Origin of the sequence: Flavobacterium crassostreae, from assembly GCF_001831475.1 — a bacterium.
In the GTDB taxonomy this organism is placed as follows: Bacteria; Bacteroidota; Bacteroidia; order Flavobacteriales; family Flavobacteriaceae; genus Flavobacterium; species Flavobacterium crassostreae.
Window position 1 is genome coordinate 1,702,450 of record NZ_CP017688.1, and the last position, 18,497, is coordinate 1,720,946.

The window sequence follows — 18,497 nt, forward strand, 5'->3', positions numbered from 1 at the left end:
AATAAGAAGGAATGCTTTGGATTAATATGCAAATAACGAGGGTTCTTTTTTAAGAATATTTTTTAATATTGCTCTTTTTCGTTAGGGAAATCACTAGATTTTACATCAGCTACATATTGGCTGATGGCGGTGGTCATTCCTTGGTATAGATCCATATAACGACGCAAAAACCGAGGGCTAAATTCTTTGTTCATCCCTAACATATCATGAATGACTAAAACTTGTCCATCTACGCCACCACCGGCACCAATACCTATTACTGGTATGGCAATACTTTGGGCTACTTTTTGGGCTAGGTGTGCGGGTATTTTTTCTAGAACAAGAGCAAAACATCCCAAACGTTCTAATAATTGTGCGTCTTCTACAAGTTTGTCTGCCTCTGCTTCTTCTTTTGCTCGGACGGTATAAGTTCCAAATTTATAGATGGATTGTGGTGTTAAACCCAAGTGTCCCATTACTGGAATTCCGGCATTTAATATTTTTTTGATGGATTCTTTTATTTCTTTTCCGCCTTCTAGTTTTACGGCATGTCCGCCGCTTTCTTTCATGATCCGAATGGCAGAGCGTAAGGCTTCTTTGGGATCGGATTGGTAGCTACCAAAGGGTAGATCGACCACAACCAAGGCTCTCTCTGTAGCCCGTACTACCGATGAGGCATGATAAATCATTTGGTCTAAGGTAATAGGAAGGGTGGTTTCGTGCCCTGCCATCACGTTGGAGGCCGAATCTCCTACCAGAATTACATCAATGCCTGCGGAGTCAACAATTTTTGCCATGGTATAATCATAGGCAGTTAACATGGAGATTTTTTCTCCATTGGCTTTCATGTCAATTAAGGACTTGGTGGTAATTCTTTTATAATCTTTTTTTGCTACAGACATAGTTGTTTTTTTGGAATGGTAAAAGTACTAAAACAATTTTTTAGGAATAACATAAAAGAACAGGAGTTTGTAGCGTCTTTTTTGGGCATACTTACCATAAACAATTTTAAAAACTAATTTTCTAGCAAAATACGTGCTATTATAGCCATGCTTTGCTCTGTTGTGGTATGGTTGGTGTCTATGGCTAAACTACTATTGCCATAGGGCGCATAAACCGCTGCGTTGGTAATGCTAAATAGCCCTACGGTAGGTGTTTTGGAGGCGGTTGCTAGATGCATCATGCCGCTATCTGCACCAATAAAAACGCTAGTATTTGCTATAAAGGCAGCAATTTCTCTAATGTCTTTGCTATAAAAAGTAGGTGCTTTAAAACCAATTTGAGAAACATTTTCAACAGGCAATACCTCTACAATGTTGTAGTCCGGAAACGTCTTTTGCAACGATTGGTAAAAAGATTCCCACCAGGTAGGAGTGTAGCATTTCTCTCCCGTTGCAAATGTAAAAATAGCAATTGTTTTCTGGTCATTCTGGACACGATCTTCAAGTATTTTGCTTGCCTGCTTAATTTCGGAAGAGGTTAATTTTAGATCTAAAGAAGCAATAGGGCGGTGGCTATCTTTAAGCCCCAAAAGGCTTAAGTAATGCCTAAAATTATAGACTGGGTTTTTAGCAATATGCACATAATCATCAAATTGACTGCTTAAATCGGCAATGTCATCACCAAAAAATTTAAATTTTCCGTTAGCAAATTGTGCCGAAAGCCTTCCAGAAGAAGAGTTTTTCATAACATTAATTACAATGTCGTACTTGTGTTTTCGGATTGCCATCCACCCTTTTAGGTATTCCAAAAGAGATTGGAATGGTTTTCGGGGCAACCGGATGATGCGTTGGATGTTTTTGTAGTTGGCAAAAATACTAGGAGCAGCATTTCCGTTGACAAATAAATCAATTTTGGCATCCGGAAAAGTAGTGGTTATTTCTTGCAACAAAGGAGTTAGCAGTAGTTGGTTGCCTAATCTAGGGTTGGGTCTGCATACTAAAATTCGCGTAACTTTTATTTTGGTAATATCTGCAGTGCTATCCAAATGCGAGTTCCCAATATTTCGGGTCAAGGTTCGCATTATTTTTCTTCGGACAACATTTATTTCGCTCTTTATGCTCATCTGGTTTATTTTCGGTTTTAAAAACAAAAGCCCCAATCTTTAGTTGCTAAAAAAAATTGTTTAAAAGGTATTGGGATCTGCGTTTTGTTTTTGCCAAAGAAACAATTTTTTTTTAAGACTTTCCTTTTGATACACATTATCTTAAAGTCATTTTTTGTTTATAAAACAACACGCAAACGCAATACATGTACCGCTAAAAAGTTCTTTTTTTTTGGAAAGAAAGTTAAAACAGCAGTTTTATAAAATTTAAACAGGTATTTTTTCAATCAAAACAGCATGGTTCTCTGCGGTCAAATACGTACAGGTCATTTCCAGGATGTCAATACGCCATTTGGCAATACCACATTGGGCTGCCTGTTGGCAAAAAGTGATATAATCACTCTGACCGTCTTGGTGTTGTACTAAATTTTGTATCAAGAGCGGTTTGTTTACCGTAGTGGCAAGAGCAAAATCAGGATGTTTTTGGTCTGTGTGCACTTGGTGGCCAGCGGCTCCATAATAAACCACGTGACTGTCTTGGGTATAGGTATCGTATCCTTCAACTCCCATGGCTATTAATTCTTGAATATACTGGGTAAAATCAGGGCCAGTTTTTACTTTATCGTAGGCTTGTTTAATTTGTTCTAGGCTAAACATAAGGGGTGGTGTTTTTTAGTGTGTATATTTTAATTTTTGGGTTCAAATTTTGGCTGTATTTTATCTACAGTAATAACCCTATAGGTGTTTGCGTTTACGGTTATTTTAATATTGTTTTTAGAATTGATGATATAAAAATTTTTGCCAATTTTTTCAAAAAAAGGCATTTCGGTTTCTTTTATACTAGCAAACAGCATAGTTTCGATGGCTAAATTGGTGAGTTGGGTATGTAGTTTTTTATTGATCCGACCATAAACCAATTCGGTGTAACAAAGATTTTTTAAAATAGTATCTTGAAGTGTGTTCATTATTAATTTTTTTGTAAAAATTACTCACAAAGAAACGCTTTTTTTAGTAGTATTTGCGAGTAAATGAAAACCAATTGGCGGTGTTTTGTAAACCAAAACAAAGTGCCTCCTAAAGCAATAGTTTTACTTTGCGTAAGGCACTTTGTTTGTTATTTTGGATAGAATGTAGCGCGTGGTGGATGCTTTTGTGTCTAAAAAGTTCTAGTTTTTTGTCACGACACTTATGGCGTTAATTATCCCAAAAAAGCCTTGAATTGGTCGTAGGTTTTAATTGCAGTACGTACTTTTTCTTTGTTTAAAACACCTTCTATTTGTGCCGGAAGCGCTAATTTTATGCCTAAAGTAGGTTCTACTATATCCAAAAATTTGATAGGGTGGGCGGTTTCCAAGAAAACGCCAAGTGCACCAGGTTGGTTTTGTAATTCTTTTTGTAACCCTAAATATCCCACAGCACCATGCGGCTCGGCTATGTAGCCGTTGGTGTCATAAATTGTTTTCATGGCCGCAATGGTTTGGGTATCTGTAAAAGTAAACGAAGAAAAATCCTTATCAAATTGTGTTAAATCATTTTGGTACATTTCTTGGATACGAATAAAATTACTTGGATTGCCTACATCCATTGCGTTAGAAATGGTTGCCTTAGAGGGTTTTGGGTCATAGATTCCGTTTTCTAGAAAGCGAGGTACGGTATCATTTGCATTAGTGGAAGCTACAAAATGGGCAATAGGCAATCCCATTTTTTTGGCAATAATTCCGGCACAAATATTCCCAAAATTGCCACTCGGACAAGAGAAGATCAAGGGTTTATTTTGGTTTTTAAGAGCTTTGTATGCAAAGAAAAAATAAAACATTTGCGGCAACCAGCGTGCAATATTGATAGAATTGGCTGAGGTCAAATGGAGGTGTTTTAAATCCGCATCCAGAAAGGCTTTTTTGACCATGTCTTGGCAATCATCAAATACGCCATCTACCTCAAGTGCTCTGATATTTTGTCCTAGTGTAGTGAGCTGGCGTTCTTGAATGTCGCTCACTTTGCCTGATGGATACAAAATAACCACTTCAACTCCTTTTACTCCCAAAAAACCACTAGCAACCGCACCACCGGTATCTCCGGATGTGGCTACCAAAACGGTGTTTTTGCTGTCTTTTTGGTCTTTGTTAAAATAGCCCAAACACCGCGACATAAATCGGGCACCTACATCCTTGAAAGCCATAGTAGGGCCGTGGAATAATTCGAGAGAATAGATTCCGTTTTCTACGGCTACCACCGGAAAATCAAAGCACAGTGTTTCGGCAATAATCTCCTTTAGTTTGCCCTCAGGAATTACATCTCCTACAAACTGTTGTATTGCTTGAAAGGCAATTTCTTGGTTAGATAAATTTTCGATTGAATCAAAAAATGCTTGCGGCAAAGGGGTGATTGTTTCCGGAAAATACAATCCTTTATCGCTTGCTAACCCTTGTATAACAGCTTCTTGAAAAGAAACCTTTGGGGCATTATGGTTTAAACTGTAGTATTTCATTGTGATTTTATATTTCGGATTGAAGAGTGCTTTTTTTTGATTTCTCTACGGAAACTAAGTTATCTCCGAGATCAAAAATGAGGAATCTAAAATCGTAATTGTTTAATTAGTTTTCTATTATTCTCACGCCGTCTGGATTTACTCTCGAAACATGCATTTCATACGGCAATTGCATTTGGTCATAGACTTCGCTCATGGCTTTGGCAATTTTGTAGGCAGTTGTTTTGCCTTTGCTTAAAGCAAAAATAGAAGGACCAGATCCGGATATCCCAGAACCCAAAGCACCGTTTTCTAAAGCAGTTTGTTTGATTACATCAAAGCCCGGAATCAATACACTGCGCAGTGGTTCTACAATTTCATCGTGTAGAGACCTGCCTATTAAATGGTAATCTTTGGTGTACAATCCAGCAATTAATCCGCCAAGATTTCCCCATTGGATGATGGCTTTTTGTAACGAAACATTTTGTTTTAAAACCGATCTGGCATCTGCGGTTTTCAACTCAATTTGCGGGTGCACTACGGTGGCATATAATTCAGAAGGGCTTTCTATTTGGATAATATCCAGCGGTGCATAACTACGCACTAGTGTAAAACCACCCAAAAGGGCAGGAGCCACATTGTCGGCATGGGCGTTTCCGCAGGCTAGTTTTTCGCCTTGCATGGCAAAGGGTACCAAATCTTTGGTTGCAAAAGGGCGGCCTAGCAATTCGTTAATTCCAAAAACAGCTCCTGCTGAACTAGCAGCGCTGCTCCCGATGCCGCTTCCGGCCTGGATTTTTTTGTAAATTTCGATTTCAAAACCAGCATCCGAATTTAAGGCTTTTAGCAGTGCCAAAGCAGCAACACCAGCAACATTTTTTTCGGTTTCAAGCGGTAAATTAGCGCCAACTATTTTGGTGATTCGCACCCCTTTGAGGGCAGATTTTTTAATAATCATTTCGTCGCCCACATTGTCCAAACACAATCCGAGAACATCAAATCCACAAGATAGATTGGCAATTGTTGCGGGGCAAAATATTTTTATTTCGTTCATATTTTTTTGGTTTCAGGTTTAAACAGTACCTATTCGGATAACATCTGCAAAAATTCCAGAAGCAGTAACCGCAGCACCAGCACCAGCACCTTTTATTAATAGCGGTTGGTCTACGTATCTATCTGTATAAAACAATACGATATTGTCTTTTCCTTCTAGGTTGTAAAAAGGGTGGTCTTTTGGGATAAATTGCAAACCTACGCTGGCTTTTCCATCTTCAAATTGTGCTACAAATTTCAGGCGGCTGTCTTTGGCATTGGCTTCTGCTAAAATAGCCTCAAAATGGCTGGCGTATTGGGTTAAAGAGGTGAAAAAATCGTTATTATTTGTGGTTTCCATACAGGGAGCCGGAAGGAAAGATTGGTTTTCAATTTCTTCAATTTCCATTTGGTACCCGCTTTCGCGAATTAAAATCAGAATCTTTCTAGCCACATCTATACCGCTTAAATCAATCTTAGGGTCTGGTTCTGTAAAACCTTGTACTCCAGCTTCTTTTACCACATCGTGAAACGAATTATTGGTGTCAAAATTGTTGAAAATAAAGTTCAAACTACCGGATAATACGGCTTGTATTTTATGGACTTTATCTCCGGATGCTACCAAGTTTTTGACGGTGTCTATGACCGGTAATCCAGCACCAACATTGGTTTCAAACAAAAAAGGAGCGTTGTGTCTGCGGGATAAGTTTTTTAGGTTTTTGTAATTATCAAAAGCAGAGGAGCAGGCAATTTTGTTGCAGGTTACTACCGCTACACTTTCTTTTAAATACTGCGCATAGCTTTGCGCTACATCTTGGTTGGCGGTAATATCTACAAAAATACTGTTGCGCAAGTTTAGATTTTTTACTTGCTCAATAAAGTCTTGTTGTTCTGCTTTTTGACCTTGGTCTAAACTGGTTTGCCATGTTTTTAAATCAATACCGTCTTCTTCAAAAAGCATTTTTCTTGAATTGGCCAATGCAATAACTCTGAGGTTTATTTTTAGGTTTTCTTTTAAAAATTTCTTTTGTTTGCTGATTTGCTCCATAAATTTTTGGCCAACGTTACCAACTCCAATTACAAACAAATTGAGTTGTTTGGTGTTGTCTTCAAAAAAACGTTCGTGGAGGGTATTTAAGGCTTTTTTAATGTCTCTTTCGTTGATTACTGCCGAGATGTTTCGTTCTGAAGCACCCTGAGCAATGGCGCGAATATTAACGTTGTTTTTGCCTAATGTGCTAAACATTTTACCACTCAATCCTTGGTGGTTTTTCATGTTTTCGCCCACCAAGGCAACGATGCATAAGTTGCTTTCTAGAATGCAAGGTGCTACTTTGTTTTGTGCTATTTCTACCTCAAAAGCCTTGTTAATGGCTAGTTGCGCGCTAGGAGCATCGGTGTCCAAAACACCAATACAAATAGAATGCTCTGAGGAGGCTTGGGTAATAAAAATTACATTTACATTGGCTTGTGACAGCACTTCAAACAACCTCTTGGAGGAGCCCAAAACGCCAATCATGCCGGGGCCTTCAAGGGTGATTAAAGAGATGTGATCGATATGGCTAATTCCTTTTACCGGATTTCCATTTGCGGCAGCGTTATTGGATATAATAGTACCTTCGGCTTCGGGTTCAAAAGTATTTTTGATTAGAATAGGAATGTTTTTTTGTAGCACCGGTTGGATTGTTGGTGGGTACAAAACTTTGGCACCAAAATGCGATAACTCCATTGCTTCTTGATACGAAATGGTAGCAATAGGTTGCGCTTGTTTGACTATTCGGGGGTTGGCAGTGTACATGCCGTTTACATCGGTCCATATTTGCAGATCGGTTGCATGGAGGGCTGCTGCTACAATTGCGGCAGTATAATCGGACCCGCCACGGCCTAAAGTTGTGGTGATGCCTTCGGGTGTTGCAGCAATAAACCCAGGAACAACCAATACTTGATGCTCGTTATTGGCATAAAAATCCGAGATTAATCGGTTGGTTAATTCAAAATTTACTGCTGCTTTTCCAAAATGATTATTGGTTTGGATCCATTCTCTGCTGTCTTTATAACTGCTGTTTTTTATGGTTTGTTGTAAAGCTTGGGCAAGGATGTAGGAGGAGAGTAGTTCTCCAAAACTTAAAATAGTATCTGCTGTTCTGGGAGATAATTCACTCAAAAGAAAACAACCATCCAATAGGGTTTCTAGATGGTTAATTATGCGCTTGATGTGGCTCAGAGGACTGCTTTGCTCGTTTACGGGAACTAATTCTTTGAGTAGTTCTAGATGCATTTTTTCAATTTGAGCAAGAGTTTCTTTGTAATTCTCGTTCTTAACAGCGGCTTGTTGGGCGGCGCTTTGCAATAAATCGGTAACCGAATGTAGGGCCGAAACCACAACGACTAACTTGTTCTGGGAGGCTTGTTTTTGAATAATATTTAGGACTAATTTTATATTTATAGCATTGGCTACGGAGGTTCCGCCAAATTTTAATACTTTCATGTATAGGATGTTTTAATGTTTTTGAGATAGGTTTATGTTGCACCAGAAAGTTATTTCAAAAAAAATGAAATAACGATACTATTGATGATATGTAAAATGTATACCCCTAAGGGGTAATAATTGTAATAGAAGTGCGAATAATAGTAATAACAGCAGTGCCAATCCAAATTGGAGTGGGTATCGAAGAGTGATATGTTGCGCTGTATATATTCATTGTTGCCAAAAATACGTGTTTTTATATAGTAATAAAAATAATTATTCGTTTTTTGCGAATATTTCAAACAATTGCTGGTTTAGCCAATTAGTTGTCAATTAAATACTAAAAAGAGCTGTTCTGGTTGCTATTGCTATACTTTTAAGCTATTGGTTGGGTTTATAGCGTAATTTCAGGCCGTTTTTAGGTTGATTGATATAAATAATTTAGGTATTGCGGGTGTTTTTAATGGTATTTTAAATTATTAGGAATTAATGTTGCTTTTTAATATTGATTTATCCAATTTTGACACTCAAATTTAAGCCCAATGGAAAACACACATTACATCAGTTCTGACACCTTAACTCTAGATATAGTTCGTGAAATTGTTAGCGAACATAAAAGTTTGGCTTTATCCGAAGAAGCAAAAGTTAACATTCAAAAATGCCGAGATTATTTGGACGAAAAAATGGCTTCTCACTCGGGACCTATTTATGGTATAAACACGGGTTTTGGGTCTCTTTGTGATGTAAAAATTTCTAATGAAAATTTATCTAAACTACAAGAAAACCTGGTCAAATCCCACTCTTGTGGTACAGGTGATGAGGTACCTAGTGCTATTGTTAAGTTAATGCTGTTGCTCAAGATCCAATCCTTGAGTTATGGGCATTCGGGCGTGCAAATACAAACAGTAGAGCGTTTGATTGCATTTTATAATAAAGAGGTTTTGCCGGTGATTTATACCCAAGGCTCCTTAGGTGCTTCGGGCGATTTGGCTCCCTTAGCACATTTGTCTTTGCCTTTGCTAGGGGAGGGCGAGGTGTATTTTGAAGGAAAAAAAGTATCTTCGAGCGTGGCGCTGCAACATTTTGGGTGGGAGCCACTTGTTTTAAAATCCAAAGAAGGTTTGGCGTTACTAAACGGAACCCAATTTATGAGCGCCTATGGAATGCATTTATTATTGAAGGCCAAAAAATATGCATACCTAGCGGATTTAATTGCAACCATCTCTTTAGAAGCATTTGATGGCAGGATAGAACCCTTTAATGAGTTGATCCACTTTATAAGACCGCATAAAGGACAAATAGTAACCGCTAACAGAATAACTAATTTTCTGGAAGGAAGCCAAATTATAGCCAAAGAGAAAACACAGGTACAGGATCCGTATTCCTTTAGATGCATACCACAGGTGCATGGAGCGTCAAAAGATGCTATAGATTATGTAGAAAAAGTTTTTAAAACCGAGATAAATTCGGTTACCGATAATCCAAATATTTTTAGAGATAGTGATGCCATAATTTCAGGAGGTAATTTTCATGGGCAGCCCTTGGCTTTGGCTTTAGATTTTATGAGTATAGCTTTGGCTGAATTAGGAAGTATTTCGGAGCGCAGAACCTTCCAGCTGATTTCAGGATTACGCAATTTACCGGCATTTTTGGTTACTAACCCTGGCTTGAACTCTGGTTTGATGATTCCGCAATACACTGCCGCTAGTATTGCCAGTCAGAACAAACAATTAGCCACTCCATCGAGCGTGGATAGTATTGTGTCTAGCAACGGGCAAGAAGATCACGTAAGCATGGGCGCTAATGGTGCTACCAAAGCACTGCGTATAATGGATAATTTAGAACAAATATTGGCTATTGAATTAATGAACGCCTCACAGGCAATACCTTATAGAGAGCCACTGCGTTCGAGCGAATTTATAGAATTATTTTTAAAATCCTACCGACAAGAAGTGCCCTTTGTTACCGAAGATAGAATTTTGCATTACGATATAAAGAAAACAGTAGCGTTTTTGAATAGTTTTGTGATCCATAAAGAATTATTGTAACAAAATAAATGTTCAGGTAAAAAAAATCAATTAAATTCGCACTTCTAAAAAATAAAATAACAATGTCATTAAATAGTCTCTTTCAGTTTTTGGTACCAAAAGACAAAAAATTCTTTCCGCTTTTTGAAGAAGCATCTAACAATTTAATAGAACTAGCTTCTCATTTGCATGAAGCAGTAAACCTTCCTTTAAAAGAAAGAGAAGAACTTTTTGAGAAAATTGACACCTTAGAACAAAAAGGCGAGGATATAACCCGTCAAACCAATTTAGAGTTGAGCAGAAATTTTATTACCCCTTTTGATAGAGAAGATATTCATTCTTTGATAACCTCTATAGATAATGTGGCGGATAATTTGCATGGAGCCTCTAGCAGAATGCGTTTGTATCAAGTAGATAAAATTACTAAGTCCATTCGAAAACTAACGGAAATTAACCTTGAAGCTTGTCAGAATATAGATCTAGCCGTTAAAGAACTAAAAAACTTTAAAAACATTCCTAATATTACTGCTGCTTGTGCCAGAATTAGCAAGTTAGAAAACAAATCTGACACGGTATATAACAAAGCGGTATTTGAAATTTTTGAGAACGAAACCGATGTCAAAAATATCATCAAATATAAAGAAGTTTTGTCCGTGTTAGAAACAGCAACAGATAAATGCAAGAGTGTAGCAAGTGTTTTAGAATCTATTGCTGTGAAGCATTCTTAATTTAACGGTTTACTTTTCTGAAAATATATTTATGGAATTTACTTTACTCTTAATTATTATAGTTCTAGCGCTAATATTTGATTACATCAATGGTTTTCATGATGCTGCAAATGCTATAGCTACAGTGGTTGCTACCAAGGTTCTGACACCTTTTCAGGCAGTGCTTTGGGCAGCTTTTTTTAATTTTTTGGCCTATTGGGTCTTTGGTTTTGGAGTTGCAGATACGGTAGCCAAAACGGCCAATAGTATGGAAATTAATTTGGTGGTGATTCTCTCGGGAGTTATTGCCGCAATTATTTGGAATTTATTTACTTGGTGGCAAGGTATTCCGTCCAGTTCTTCGCATACCTTAATTGGAGGATTTGCGGGTGCGGCCATTGCACATGCTGGTTTTGGTGTTGTGTCTTGGTACAAAGTTAATAAAGATGGCGGCATGCCGTCTGGGGTACTAATTATTGTAGCCTTTATTGTATTGGCTCCTTTAATTGGGGCATTGATCTCGTACTTAATCTCTTTGTGGTTGTTGCATTCTTCCAAAAAAACCTTGGCGCCCAAATTAGTTACTCTAGCTCTAATGGTAGGTACCGTTTGGTTTGTTGCTAGTCAAATGATGCCGTATGACGCTATTGAGAAACCGCGTTTTGAATCCCATTTTTGGAGTGTAATTTTGGAGTCTCATAATATCAAATGGTTTTTGGTGGCCTTTATCGTGTTGTCGGTGAGTACTTTTTGTTTAATTTTTAGTTTTTTGAACTTAAACCAAGCTACTTATTGGTTAAAAAAAATGCAATTACTCTCTTCTGCAGCCTTTAGTTTGGGTCATGGCGGAAATGATTCTCAAAAAGTAATGGGAATTATAGCAGCAGCCGTTGCGGTATTTATACACACCACAGGAGCAGCCCAAGAGAGTATGCCGGAGTGGTTGGATGTAGTACTGCCTAATAGTCAAGGTGCATTCAAAATGCCTGCTTGGATTCCGTTGGCTTGTTATTCTGCAATTGCAGCAGGTACCTTAAGCGGTGGTTGGAAAATTGTAAAAACAATGGGCTCTAAGATAACAAAAGTAACCTCTTTTGAAGGTGTTGCAGCCGAAACAGCCGGTGCATTAACACTTTATTTTACCGAACACTTTAAAGTTCCGGTGAGTACCACCCATACCATTACGGGATCTATAATTGGAGTTGGAATGACCAAACGGGTTTCTGCAGTGCGCTGGGGCGTTACGGTGAGTTTGCTTTGGGCTTGGGTATTGACCATTCCTATCTCGGCATTATTGGCGGCATTGATTTATTATGTTCTTAGCGCATTTATTTAAAAAATACAGCATTGATTTGGATATATAAAAAAAGAAGCACTTGGATACCCAAGTGCTTCTTTTTTTATATAAATATTTTAAATTATTTTACATCTACAACGGGTCTGTTTTGGCCATTTGCCAGCTCCCAAGCAATAACAAAAGCAAGTTGGGTTCTTTTGGCTAAAGCATCAAATTCAATTTTGTCTGGAGTGTCTGTTTTTTGGTGGTAATCTGCATGAACGCCATTAAACAAAAATGCAGAAGGGATACCATGTTTCGCAAAGTTATAATGATCCGAACGCTCATAAAAGTGGTTAGGGTCATTTTTGTCATTAAATCGGTAGTCTAAGTCCAAATGGATATACTTGTCGTTGGCTTGTTTGCAAATACTATCAAGTTGTGTAGACAATCGATCTGCGCCAATTAAGTAAACATAATTATTGGTATTGGGATGGATTTCGTCTCGGCGACCAATCATGTCAATATTAATGTTGGTAATGGTATTTGCAAGAGGATATAGAGGGTTTTCAGAATAGTAACTAGATCCTAGCAAACCGTGCTCTTCTCCTGTAGCATGAAAAAACAGTATGGAACGTTTCGGGCCATGGCCTTCTTTTTTGGCAAGTGCAAAGGCTTGGGCAATTTCTAACAAAGCAACTGTTCCAGAACCATCATCATCTGCTCCGTTATAGACGTCGCCGTCTTGAATGCCAATATGATCGTAGTGGGCAGAGATTACAATTATTTCTTCGGGTTTTTCAGTACCTTCTATAAATGCCCAGATGTTTTCGGAGTCTTTTAAATCGGTATGGTATTTTTTGTTTAAAAATGCTGCCGGTACCTTTTGATAAAAAGAACTGGCTGCCTTTGGGTAAGAGATGGCATTGCTTTTGTATTGTTCAATTAGATAGTTACCTGCTCTTTTTTGGCCCTCAGAGCCAGTTTCTCTACCTTCCATACTATCGTTTGCAACAATAAACAGATGTTTTTTTAGATCTTTGACAGTAATAGAGTTTAGGTATTTTGTTGGATTGCTATTGTTTTGCTCCACAGTAGTTTGGGTGCTTGAGCAAGAAAAAGATAAGGCTATAGCAATTAGCGGAATAATTTTTTTCATTTAAAATTAATTAGAATTAGTCTTTTTGGGTTTGGATTAAAAATTACACAAAGCACAAAAATAAGACAATTAATGATTCGGATTTAAATTTGAATGCGTTGTTTGTTTAAAAAACTACAACGAGATATTTCTTTTAAAGGCACATCCCAATTCAATCATAGAATCGGTTTTAGCAATGCCAGGAATATTGTCAATTTTATCATAAAGCAATTTACGCATGTGTTCGTGATCTTTGGCAATCATTTTTATGTATAGCGTGTAAGAACCCGTGATATAATAACACTCGGTTACTTCTGGAATTTTTTTGAGGGCCTCTATAATTCGGTTAGAATCTTGGTCTTTGTTTAAGGTAAGTCCCGTAAAAGTGCCCCAATCATAGCCTATTTTTTTTTCATTAATGAGTGGTTTTATCCCGGTGATAATTTCGTGTTCCAACAATCTATTGATGCGTTGGTGTACCATAGTATTGGATATCTTTAGGGTGGTGGCAATAGAGGAATAAGGCATTCTTCCGTCTTTTTCTAACTCTTTGATAATTTTTATATCAAATTCATCTAAAATTTCCATAGCGGCTTTTTTTACAAATTATTGGGGATAAATGTACTCATAATTGGTGTTTGTATCCAGCTAAAACAAATTTATTTTAAGTAATTTGACTTTTAAAATCGGCATGTGCATAAATTTGACTTTTTTTAAAGATATCCAAGTCAAAACAGCCGCTTTTTATTGGAAAATAAATAAAAAGTTATATTTTTGTTTTATAACAGATTTAAAAACAGATATCATGCAAGAAACACAACAAACACTTTCAGAAAAATCAGCAGCACTTATTGCTAAAGAAAATAAATATGGAGCACATAATTACCATCCTTTGCCCGTGGTGCTTGATAGAGGAGAAGGCGTATTTGTTTGGGATGTAGATGGCAAAAAATATTATGATTTTTTATCTGCTTATTCTGCTGTAAATCAAGGACATTGTCATCCAAAAATTATTGATGCAATGGTAAAACAAGCCCAAACTTTAACCTTGACCTCTAGAGCATTTCATAATGATAAATTAGGAGTCTTCGAAGAGTACATAACTAAGTATTTTGGTTTTGATAAATTATTACCAATGAATACAGGTGCAGAAGCAGTAGAAACGGCTTTAAAGTTATGCAGAAAATGGGCCTACGAAGTAAAACAAATTCCGGAGAACCAAGCACAAATAATTGTTTGCGAAAACAATTTTCATGGAAGAACCACCACCATTATATCCTTTTCTAATGATGAAGGCGCTCGCAAAAACTTTGGTCCTTTTACCGATGGATTTATCAAAATTCCGTATGATGATACAGCGGCCTTAGAAGCAGCCTTAAAATCCTCTCCAAATATTGCAGGATTTTTGGTAGAACCAATTCAGGGAGAAGCAGGAGTTTATGTTCCTACGGAAGGGTATTTAGCCAAAGCCAAAGCACTTTGTGAGGCGCATAACGTATTGTTTATAGCCGATGAGGTACAAACTGGAATTGCACGTACCGGAAGATTATTGGCTACCTGTGGTAATTGTAGCTGTAGTAATGGTTGTGAGAACAATCCGGAGGTTAAACCAGATATTTTAATTTTAGGTAAAGCAATTTCAGGAGGTGTATATCCGGTGTCTGCGGTTTTAGCAAATGATGCCATCATGAACGTAATACAACCAGGACAACATGGTTCTACATTTGGTGGTAACCCAGTTGCAGCAGCAGTAGCCATGGCTGCCTTGGAAGTAGTAAAAGACGAAAAATTATCCCAAAATGCAGAATATTTAGGAACTGTTTTAAGAAAAGGATTAAACGAAATAGCATCCAGAAATCCATTAATTACCTTAGTAAGAGGAAAAGGATTGTTAAACGCCATTGTAATTAATAGTGACGAAGATTCGGATTTAGCATGGAATATATGCCTAAAATTTAGAGACTACGGATTATTGGCCAAGCCAACCCATGGAAACAAAATTAGATTTGCGCCACCTTTGGTAATCACAGAAGAGCAAATACACGACTGTCTGGCAATTATAGAAAAAGCACTTAACGATTTTAAATAAGCGATAGCAAAAAATGGAAAGAGCCATAAAATTAATTAAGAATAGATCCGATATTGGAGCAGGAACAAGAGGTTCTGATCTGGGGATAGATGCAATAGAAATTGCAGCCATAAACAAAAAAAGTGATTATTTCAATCGATTTCCTTTTGAAGATGTAAAAACACATAACGAAAGTATTTATGATAAAAATAAAAACACCTTTGCCAAAAGAATTGAACACGTAGTAGAGCAATGCACACGGGTAAGTTATGCCGTAAAAAACAATCTAGAAAACAATTTTTTTCCGTTAGTTCTATCCGGGGATCATTCTTCGGCTTTAGGAACCATTAGTGGTATTAAGGCCGTGTATCCTACCAAAACCTTAGGAGTTATCTGGATTGATGCCCATGCGGATCTACACTCGCCATACACTTCTCCTTCTGGAAATATTCATGGTATGCCTTTGGCGGCAGCACTTAACGAGGATAATTTAGACTGCAAAGTCAATACCGTTGCACCAGAAACAGAATTGCACTGGCAATCTATGAAAAACATAGGTGTTAAAGGACCCAAAATTAAACCTGAAAATTTAATTTATTTTGGCGTGCGAGATACCGAAGAAGCAGAGGACAAACAAATTGAAAAATTAAAAATTAAAAATTACAAAGTTGACGAAGTGCGTTACAGAGGGCTTCAAACTTGTGTTGCCGAAGCGTTATCCAAACTAGCTGGTTGTGATTTAATTTATGTTTCGTTTGATGTAGATTCTATGGATTGTGATATGATTTCTTATGGAACAGGTACACCGGTTTCTAAGGGATTTGATCAACACGAAATAGTGGCAATCATAAATCAAATTATAGCCACCAAAAAAGTCGCTTGTCTAGAAGTGGTAGAAGTAAACCCATTATTGGATACCAAAGGAAACAAAATGGCCGAAACGGCTTTTGAAGTATTAGAAAAAGTAACCGATACTATTGATGTCTGGATTGCCTAATAATTTTAGAAATTAATACCAAAAGAAACCCCAAAATCTACATTAGATTTTGGGGTTTCTACTTTAAAAAAGCCTTAAAAAAGCATTTTTTTTAGTTAGTGTAGTATTTTTTTTGAAACCAAAACGCCAAGTTTACTAACGCAATCAACGCAGGAACTTCAACCAAAGGACCTATAACTCCAGCAAATGCTTGGCCACTATTAATACCAAAAACACCAATAGCTACAGCTATAGCAAGTTCAAAATTGTTGCCTGTGGCAGTAAATGCAATTGCTGTACTTTTAGAATAATCGGCACCAAAATACTTACCAATAAAGAAACTCAATACAAACATCAAAATAAAATAAATAACCAGAGGAAGGGCAATACGCAGCACGTCCATCGGAATTTGTAGCATTAAAGCCCCTTTTAGGCTAAACATTATTACAATGGTAAATAAGAGCGCAATAAGAGTTATGGGAGAGATAAATGGCAAAAATTTATTTTGAAACCAGGTTTCTCCTTTTAAAGACAGTAGAGCATAACGGCTAATAATGCCCAAGGCAAAAGGAAGTCCTAAATATATAGCAACACTTTCTGCAATTTGTGCCATGCTAATGGTTACCTCAAAACCCGCATAGCCAAAATAAGGAGGCAATATAGTTATAAAAACATAGGCGTAAAGACTATAGAGTAAAACCTGAAAAATACTATTTAGAGCAATCAATCCTGCAGCATATTCTCTATCTCCATTTGCAAGATCATTCCAGACTACCACCATAGCTATACAGCGTGCAAGACCAATAAGAATAACGCCAATCATGTATTCAGGATAGCCATTAAGAAATATTAAGGCTAAAAAAAACATTAATATTGGACCTAAAACCCAGTTCAAAAATAACGAAGCACCCAAAACACGGGTGTTACGGAATACCTGTCCCATCTGTTCGTATTTTACCTTGGCCAATGGCGGGTACATCATTAAAATTAATCCAATAGCAAGCGGAATATTGGTAGTTCCACTAGAGAAAGAATGAATAAAAGTAGTGCTGGATGGAATGAAATTTCCAATAGCTACCCCTATAAGCATTGCTATAAAAATCCAAAGAGTTAGGTAGCGGTCTAAAAAGGATAATTTTTTTCGGTTTGCAGCAGCGGCGCAGTTAGTTGCGGACATATTTATTTTTTAATTTGGGAGAAAACGTAAAACAGCTCGGTTGCAATTTGCATGCTTCGTTGGTGGTATTTTTCGGCTTGTTGCGGGCTATTGTCAAAGATTTTAGGATCTTCAAATGGGATCGGAATTCTTTTTTGGGCCCCAGCAATAAAAGGACATCCAGCATCTGCATCAGAACAGGTTAGTATGGCTCCAAATTCAGATTCGGGATTAAAGGCCGCATCATAGGCTTTAGAAAATCCTATTACAGGCAGTGTATTGTTTGCGTATTTGATGCTATACACAGGATTATCTCCTTCTGAAAGTGCCATTATTTTAAAACCAGATGTAGATAATGTTTGTATAATTTCTGGAAATACCGCAGTGGCTTGAGTGCCTCCAGAATAACAAAACACCTTTTGAATGTTAAAATAGGATGCCGCTGTTTGTGCCCAGACTTGTGCCAAATGGCTTCTTCTGGAATTGTGTGTACAAATAAAATTAAGCCTTATTTCCTCTTGATTGTGGGTTTTAATTTGCAAAAACTCAATTAAAGGCTGCAAAATCGATTTTCGGTCTTGGGTTATGTTTTCTGGATCAAACGAAAGTATTTCGTTTTCAATAGTAGAAAATAGTTTATTTTTTGTTGGTATCATTTCTGGATAATTTAAATTAACAACAACCTCCACCAGGGGTGCAACTAGTGTTTGAGCTTGCAATTTCAGACAGATTTACTTTTTGCTTTGGGGGAGTAATACCGCATTGGTCTTCTGCTAGACAAGCAGTTTGCTTATTTAAAAGCATAAATTGGGTACCGTTAAAACCTAAATCATATTTACCAATGGTTTCGGCTTGGTATTCTACTTCAATTTCAAAATCTTCAATAGCAAGGACTTTTTGGGATAAAGTAATAATATCTAAGAGTTTTTTGGGTTTTAATCGGTGTTCTAAATCATTGGCATTCCATAATTGAAAATTGACAACCGTTTCTTGTCTTTGTTTTCCGCCACAGTCAATAAATTTTTTGGTAATCAATCCTACTTCGGTTACATGAAAATGCTCTGGAACCAGATTGCCATTAGGTAATACAAAAATTACATTTTCAAGAGAGTTTAGTTGTTGTTTGATTTCGGATACTTTCATAATAGTGTTTTTTAGTA

Annotated in this window: 17 protein-coding genes; 5 read left to right on the top strand and 12 right to left on the bottom strand. The window is 37.2% G+C overall.

Going from position 1 to position 18,497, the window contains the following annotated elements; all coding sequences use genetic code 11:
* Nucleotides 1–62 precede the first annotated feature (62 nt).
* From panB to thrA, 7 genes are all read right to left on the bottom strand, one after another.
* Complete coding sequence (panB, locus tag LB076_RS07630; RefSeq protein ID WP_066336998.1) at nt 63–881, bottom strand: 3-methyl-2-oxobutanoate hydroxymethyltransferase; 819 nt, start codon at nt 879–881, stop codon at nt 63–65.
* 113 nt (nt 882–994) lie between these two features.
* Nucleotides 995–2,044 (bottom strand): glycosyltransferase family 9 protein, encoded by a 1,050-nt coding sequence (locus LB076_RS07635; protein WP_066337097.1) that lies wholly within the window; start codon nt 2,042–2,044, stop codon nt 995–997.
* Nucleotides 2,045–2,290: 246 nt separating this feature from the next.
* Nucleotides 2,291–2,680, bottom strand: coding sequence for a DUF1398 domain-containing protein (locus tag LB076_RS07640; RefSeq protein ID WP_066337005.1), 390 nt, complete (start codon nt 2,678–2,680; stop codon nt 2,291–2,293).
* 29 nt (nt 2,681–2,709) lie between these two features.
* The gene (locus LB076_RS07645) at nt 2,710–2,988 is read right to left on the bottom strand and encodes a DUF3781 domain-containing protein (RefSeq protein ID WP_066337007.1); all 279 of its coding nucleotides are present in this window, start codon (nt 2,986–2,988) and stop codon (nt 2,710–2,712) included.
* Nucleotides 2,989–3,221: 233 nt separating this feature from the next.
* Complete coding sequence (thrC, locus tag LB076_RS07650; protein ID WP_066337009.1) at nt 3,222–4,511, bottom strand: threonine synthase; 1,290 nt, start codon at nt 4,509–4,511, stop codon at nt 3,222–3,224.
* Between the two features lie 106 nt (nt 4,512–4,617).
* Entirely contained in the window at nt 4,618–5,544 is a 927-nt protein-coding gene (locus tag LB076_RS07655) for a homoserine kinase (RefSeq protein WP_066337014.1), read from the bottom strand.
* 18 nt (nt 5,545–5,562) lie between these two features.
* Complete coding sequence (gene thrA / locus LB076_RS07660) at nt 5,563–8,010, bottom strand: bifunctional aspartate kinase/homoserine dehydrogenase I (RefSeq protein ID WP_066337017.1); 2,448 nt, start codon at nt 8,008–8,010, stop codon at nt 5,563–5,565.
* 521 nt (nt 8,011–8,531) lie between these two features.
* Between thrA and hutH the strand changes: the two genes are divergently transcribed.
* The 3 genes from hutH to LB076_RS07675 all read left to right on the top strand — a co-directional run bounded on the left by hutH (nt 8,532) and on the right by LB076_RS07675 (nt 12,059).
* Entirely contained in the window at nt 8,532–10,037 is a 1,506-nt protein-coding gene (gene hutH, locus LB076_RS07665; protein ID WP_066337019.1) for a histidine ammonia-lyase, read from the top strand.
* Between the two features lie 62 nt (nt 10,038–10,099).
* Entirely contained in the window at nt 10,100–10,744 is a 645-nt protein-coding gene (locus tag LB076_RS07670) for a DUF47 domain-containing protein (protein WP_066337022.1), read from the top strand.
* Nucleotides 10,745–10,775: 31 nt separating this feature from the next.
* Nucleotides 10,776–12,059, top strand: coding sequence for an inorganic phosphate transporter (locus LB076_RS07675; RefSeq protein WP_066337027.1), 1,284 nt, complete (start codon nt 10,776–10,778; stop codon nt 12,057–12,059).
* Between the two features lie 82 nt (nt 12,060–12,141).
* Here LB076_RS07675 and LB076_RS07680 read toward each other — a convergent pair whose 3' ends face one another.
* Both LB076_RS07680 and LB076_RS07685 read right to left on the bottom strand, forming a co-directional pair.
* Entirely contained in the window at nt 12,142–13,158 is a 1,017-nt protein-coding gene (locus LB076_RS07680) for a M28 family peptidase (protein ID WP_066337030.1), read from the bottom strand.
* A gap of 114 nt (nt 13,159–13,272) precedes the next feature.
* Nucleotides 13,273–13,725 (bottom strand): Lrp/AsnC family transcriptional regulator, encoded by a 453-nt coding sequence (locus LB076_RS07685; RefSeq protein ID WP_066337031.1) that lies wholly within the window; start codon nt 13,723–13,725, stop codon nt 13,273–13,275.
* Between the two features lie 217 nt (nt 13,726–13,942).
* Between LB076_RS07685 and rocD the strand changes: the two genes are divergently transcribed.
* Both rocD and rocF read left to right on the top strand, forming a co-directional pair.
* Nucleotides 13,943–15,226 carry an ornithine--oxo-acid transaminase gene (rocD, locus tag LB076_RS07690; protein WP_066337100.1) on the top strand — a complete coding sequence of 428 codons (1,284 nt, stop codon included), beginning with the start codon at nt 13,943–13,945 and terminating at the stop codon, nt 15,224–15,226.
* 13 nt (nt 15,227–15,239) lie between these two features.
* Nucleotides 15,240–16,202: an arginase gene (gene rocF, locus LB076_RS07695; protein WP_066337036.1), complete on the top strand. Its 963-nt coding sequence runs from the start codon at nt 15,240–15,242 to the stop codon at nt 16,200–16,202.
* A gap of 91 nt (nt 16,203–16,293) precedes the next feature.
* On the opposite strand, the gene arsB is transcribed toward rocF, so the two are convergent.
* Genes arsB through LB076_RS07710 form a run of 3 tightly spaced genes read right to left on the bottom strand, consistent with a single transcriptional unit; the run spans nt 16,294 to nt 18,480 of the window.
* Entirely contained in the window at nt 16,294–17,358 is a 1,065-nt protein-coding gene (gene arsB / locus LB076_RS07700) for an ACR3 family arsenite efflux transporter (RefSeq protein ID WP_066337037.1), read from the bottom strand.
* A gap of 2 nt (nt 17,359–17,360) precedes the next feature.
* Nucleotides 17,361–17,993: an arsenate-mycothiol transferase ArsC gene (locus LB076_RS07705; protein WP_066337103.1), complete on the bottom strand. Its 633-nt coding sequence runs from the start codon at nt 17,991–17,993 to the stop codon at nt 17,361–17,363.
* A gap of 16 nt (nt 17,994–18,009) precedes the next feature.
* The gene (locus LB076_RS07710; protein WP_066337040.1) at nt 18,010–18,480 is read right to left on the bottom strand and encodes a DUF6428 family protein; all 471 of its coding nucleotides are present in this window, start codon (nt 18,478–18,480) and stop codon (nt 18,010–18,012) included.
* Nucleotides 18,481–18,497: the final 17 nt, after the last annotated feature.

Bases quoted from the DNA above. Each gene is read 5' to 3' on its own strand.
- LB076_RS07635 (WP_066337097.1), bottom strand. From the start codon at position 2,044: ATGAGCATAAAGAGCGAAATAAATGTTGTCCGAAGAAAAATAATGCGA.
- panB (WP_066336998.1), bottom strand. From the start codon at position 881: ATGTCTGTAGCAAAAAAAGATTATAAAAGAATTACCACCAAGTCCTTA.
- thrA (WP_066337017.1), bottom strand. From the start codon at position 8,010: ATGAAAGTATTAAAATTTGGCGGAACCTCCGTAGCCAATGCTATAAAT.
- arsB (WP_066337037.1), bottom strand. From the start codon at position 17,358: ATGTCCGCAACTAACTGCGCCGCTGCTGCAAACCGAAAAAAATTATCC.
- rocD (WP_066337100.1), top strand. From the start codon at position 13,943: ATGCAAGAAACACAACAAACACTTTCAGAAAAATCAGCAGCACTTATT.
- LB076_RS07670 (WP_066337022.1), top strand. From the start codon at position 10,100: ATGTCATTAAATAGTCTCTTTCAGTTTTTGGTACCAAAAGACAAAAAA.
- LB076_RS07640 (WP_066337005.1), bottom strand. From the start codon at position 2,680: ATGTTTAGCCTAGAACAAATTAAACAAGCCTACGATAAAGTAAAAACT.
- LB076_RS07680 (WP_066337030.1), bottom strand. From the start codon at position 13,158: ATGAAAAAAATTATTCCGCTAATTGCTATAGCCTTATCTTTTTCTTGC.
- LB076_RS07675 (WP_066337027.1), top strand. From the start codon at position 10,776: ATGGAATTTACTTTACTCTTAATTATTATAGTTCTAGCGCTAATATTT.
- hutH (WP_066337019.1), top strand. From the start codon at position 8,532: ATGGAAAACACACATTACATCAGTTCTGACACCTTAACTCTAGATATA.
- LB076_RS07705 (WP_066337103.1), bottom strand. From the start codon at position 17,993: ATGATACCAACAAAAAATAAACTATTTTCTACTATTGAAAACGAAATA.
- LB076_RS07655 (WP_066337014.1), bottom strand. From the start codon at position 5,544: ATGAACGAAATAAAAATATTTTGCCCCGCAACAATTGCCAATCTATCT.
- LB076_RS07685 (WP_066337031.1), bottom strand. From the start codon at position 13,725: ATGGAAATTTTAGATGAATTTGATATAAAAATTATCAAAGAGTTAGAA.
- rocF (WP_066337036.1), top strand. From the start codon at position 15,240: ATGGAAAGAGCCATAAAATTAATTAAGAATAGATCCGATATTGGAGCA.
- LB076_RS07710 (WP_066337040.1), bottom strand. From the start codon at position 18,480: ATGAAAGTATCCGAAATCAAACAACAACTAAACTCTCTTGAAAATGTA.
- LB076_RS07645 (WP_066337007.1), bottom strand. From the start codon at position 2,988: ATGAACACACTTCAAGATACTATTTTAAAAAATCTTTGTTACACCGAA.
- thrC (WP_066337009.1), bottom strand. From the start codon at position 4,511: ATGAAATACTACAGTTTAAACCATAATGCCCCAAAGGTTTCTTTTCAA.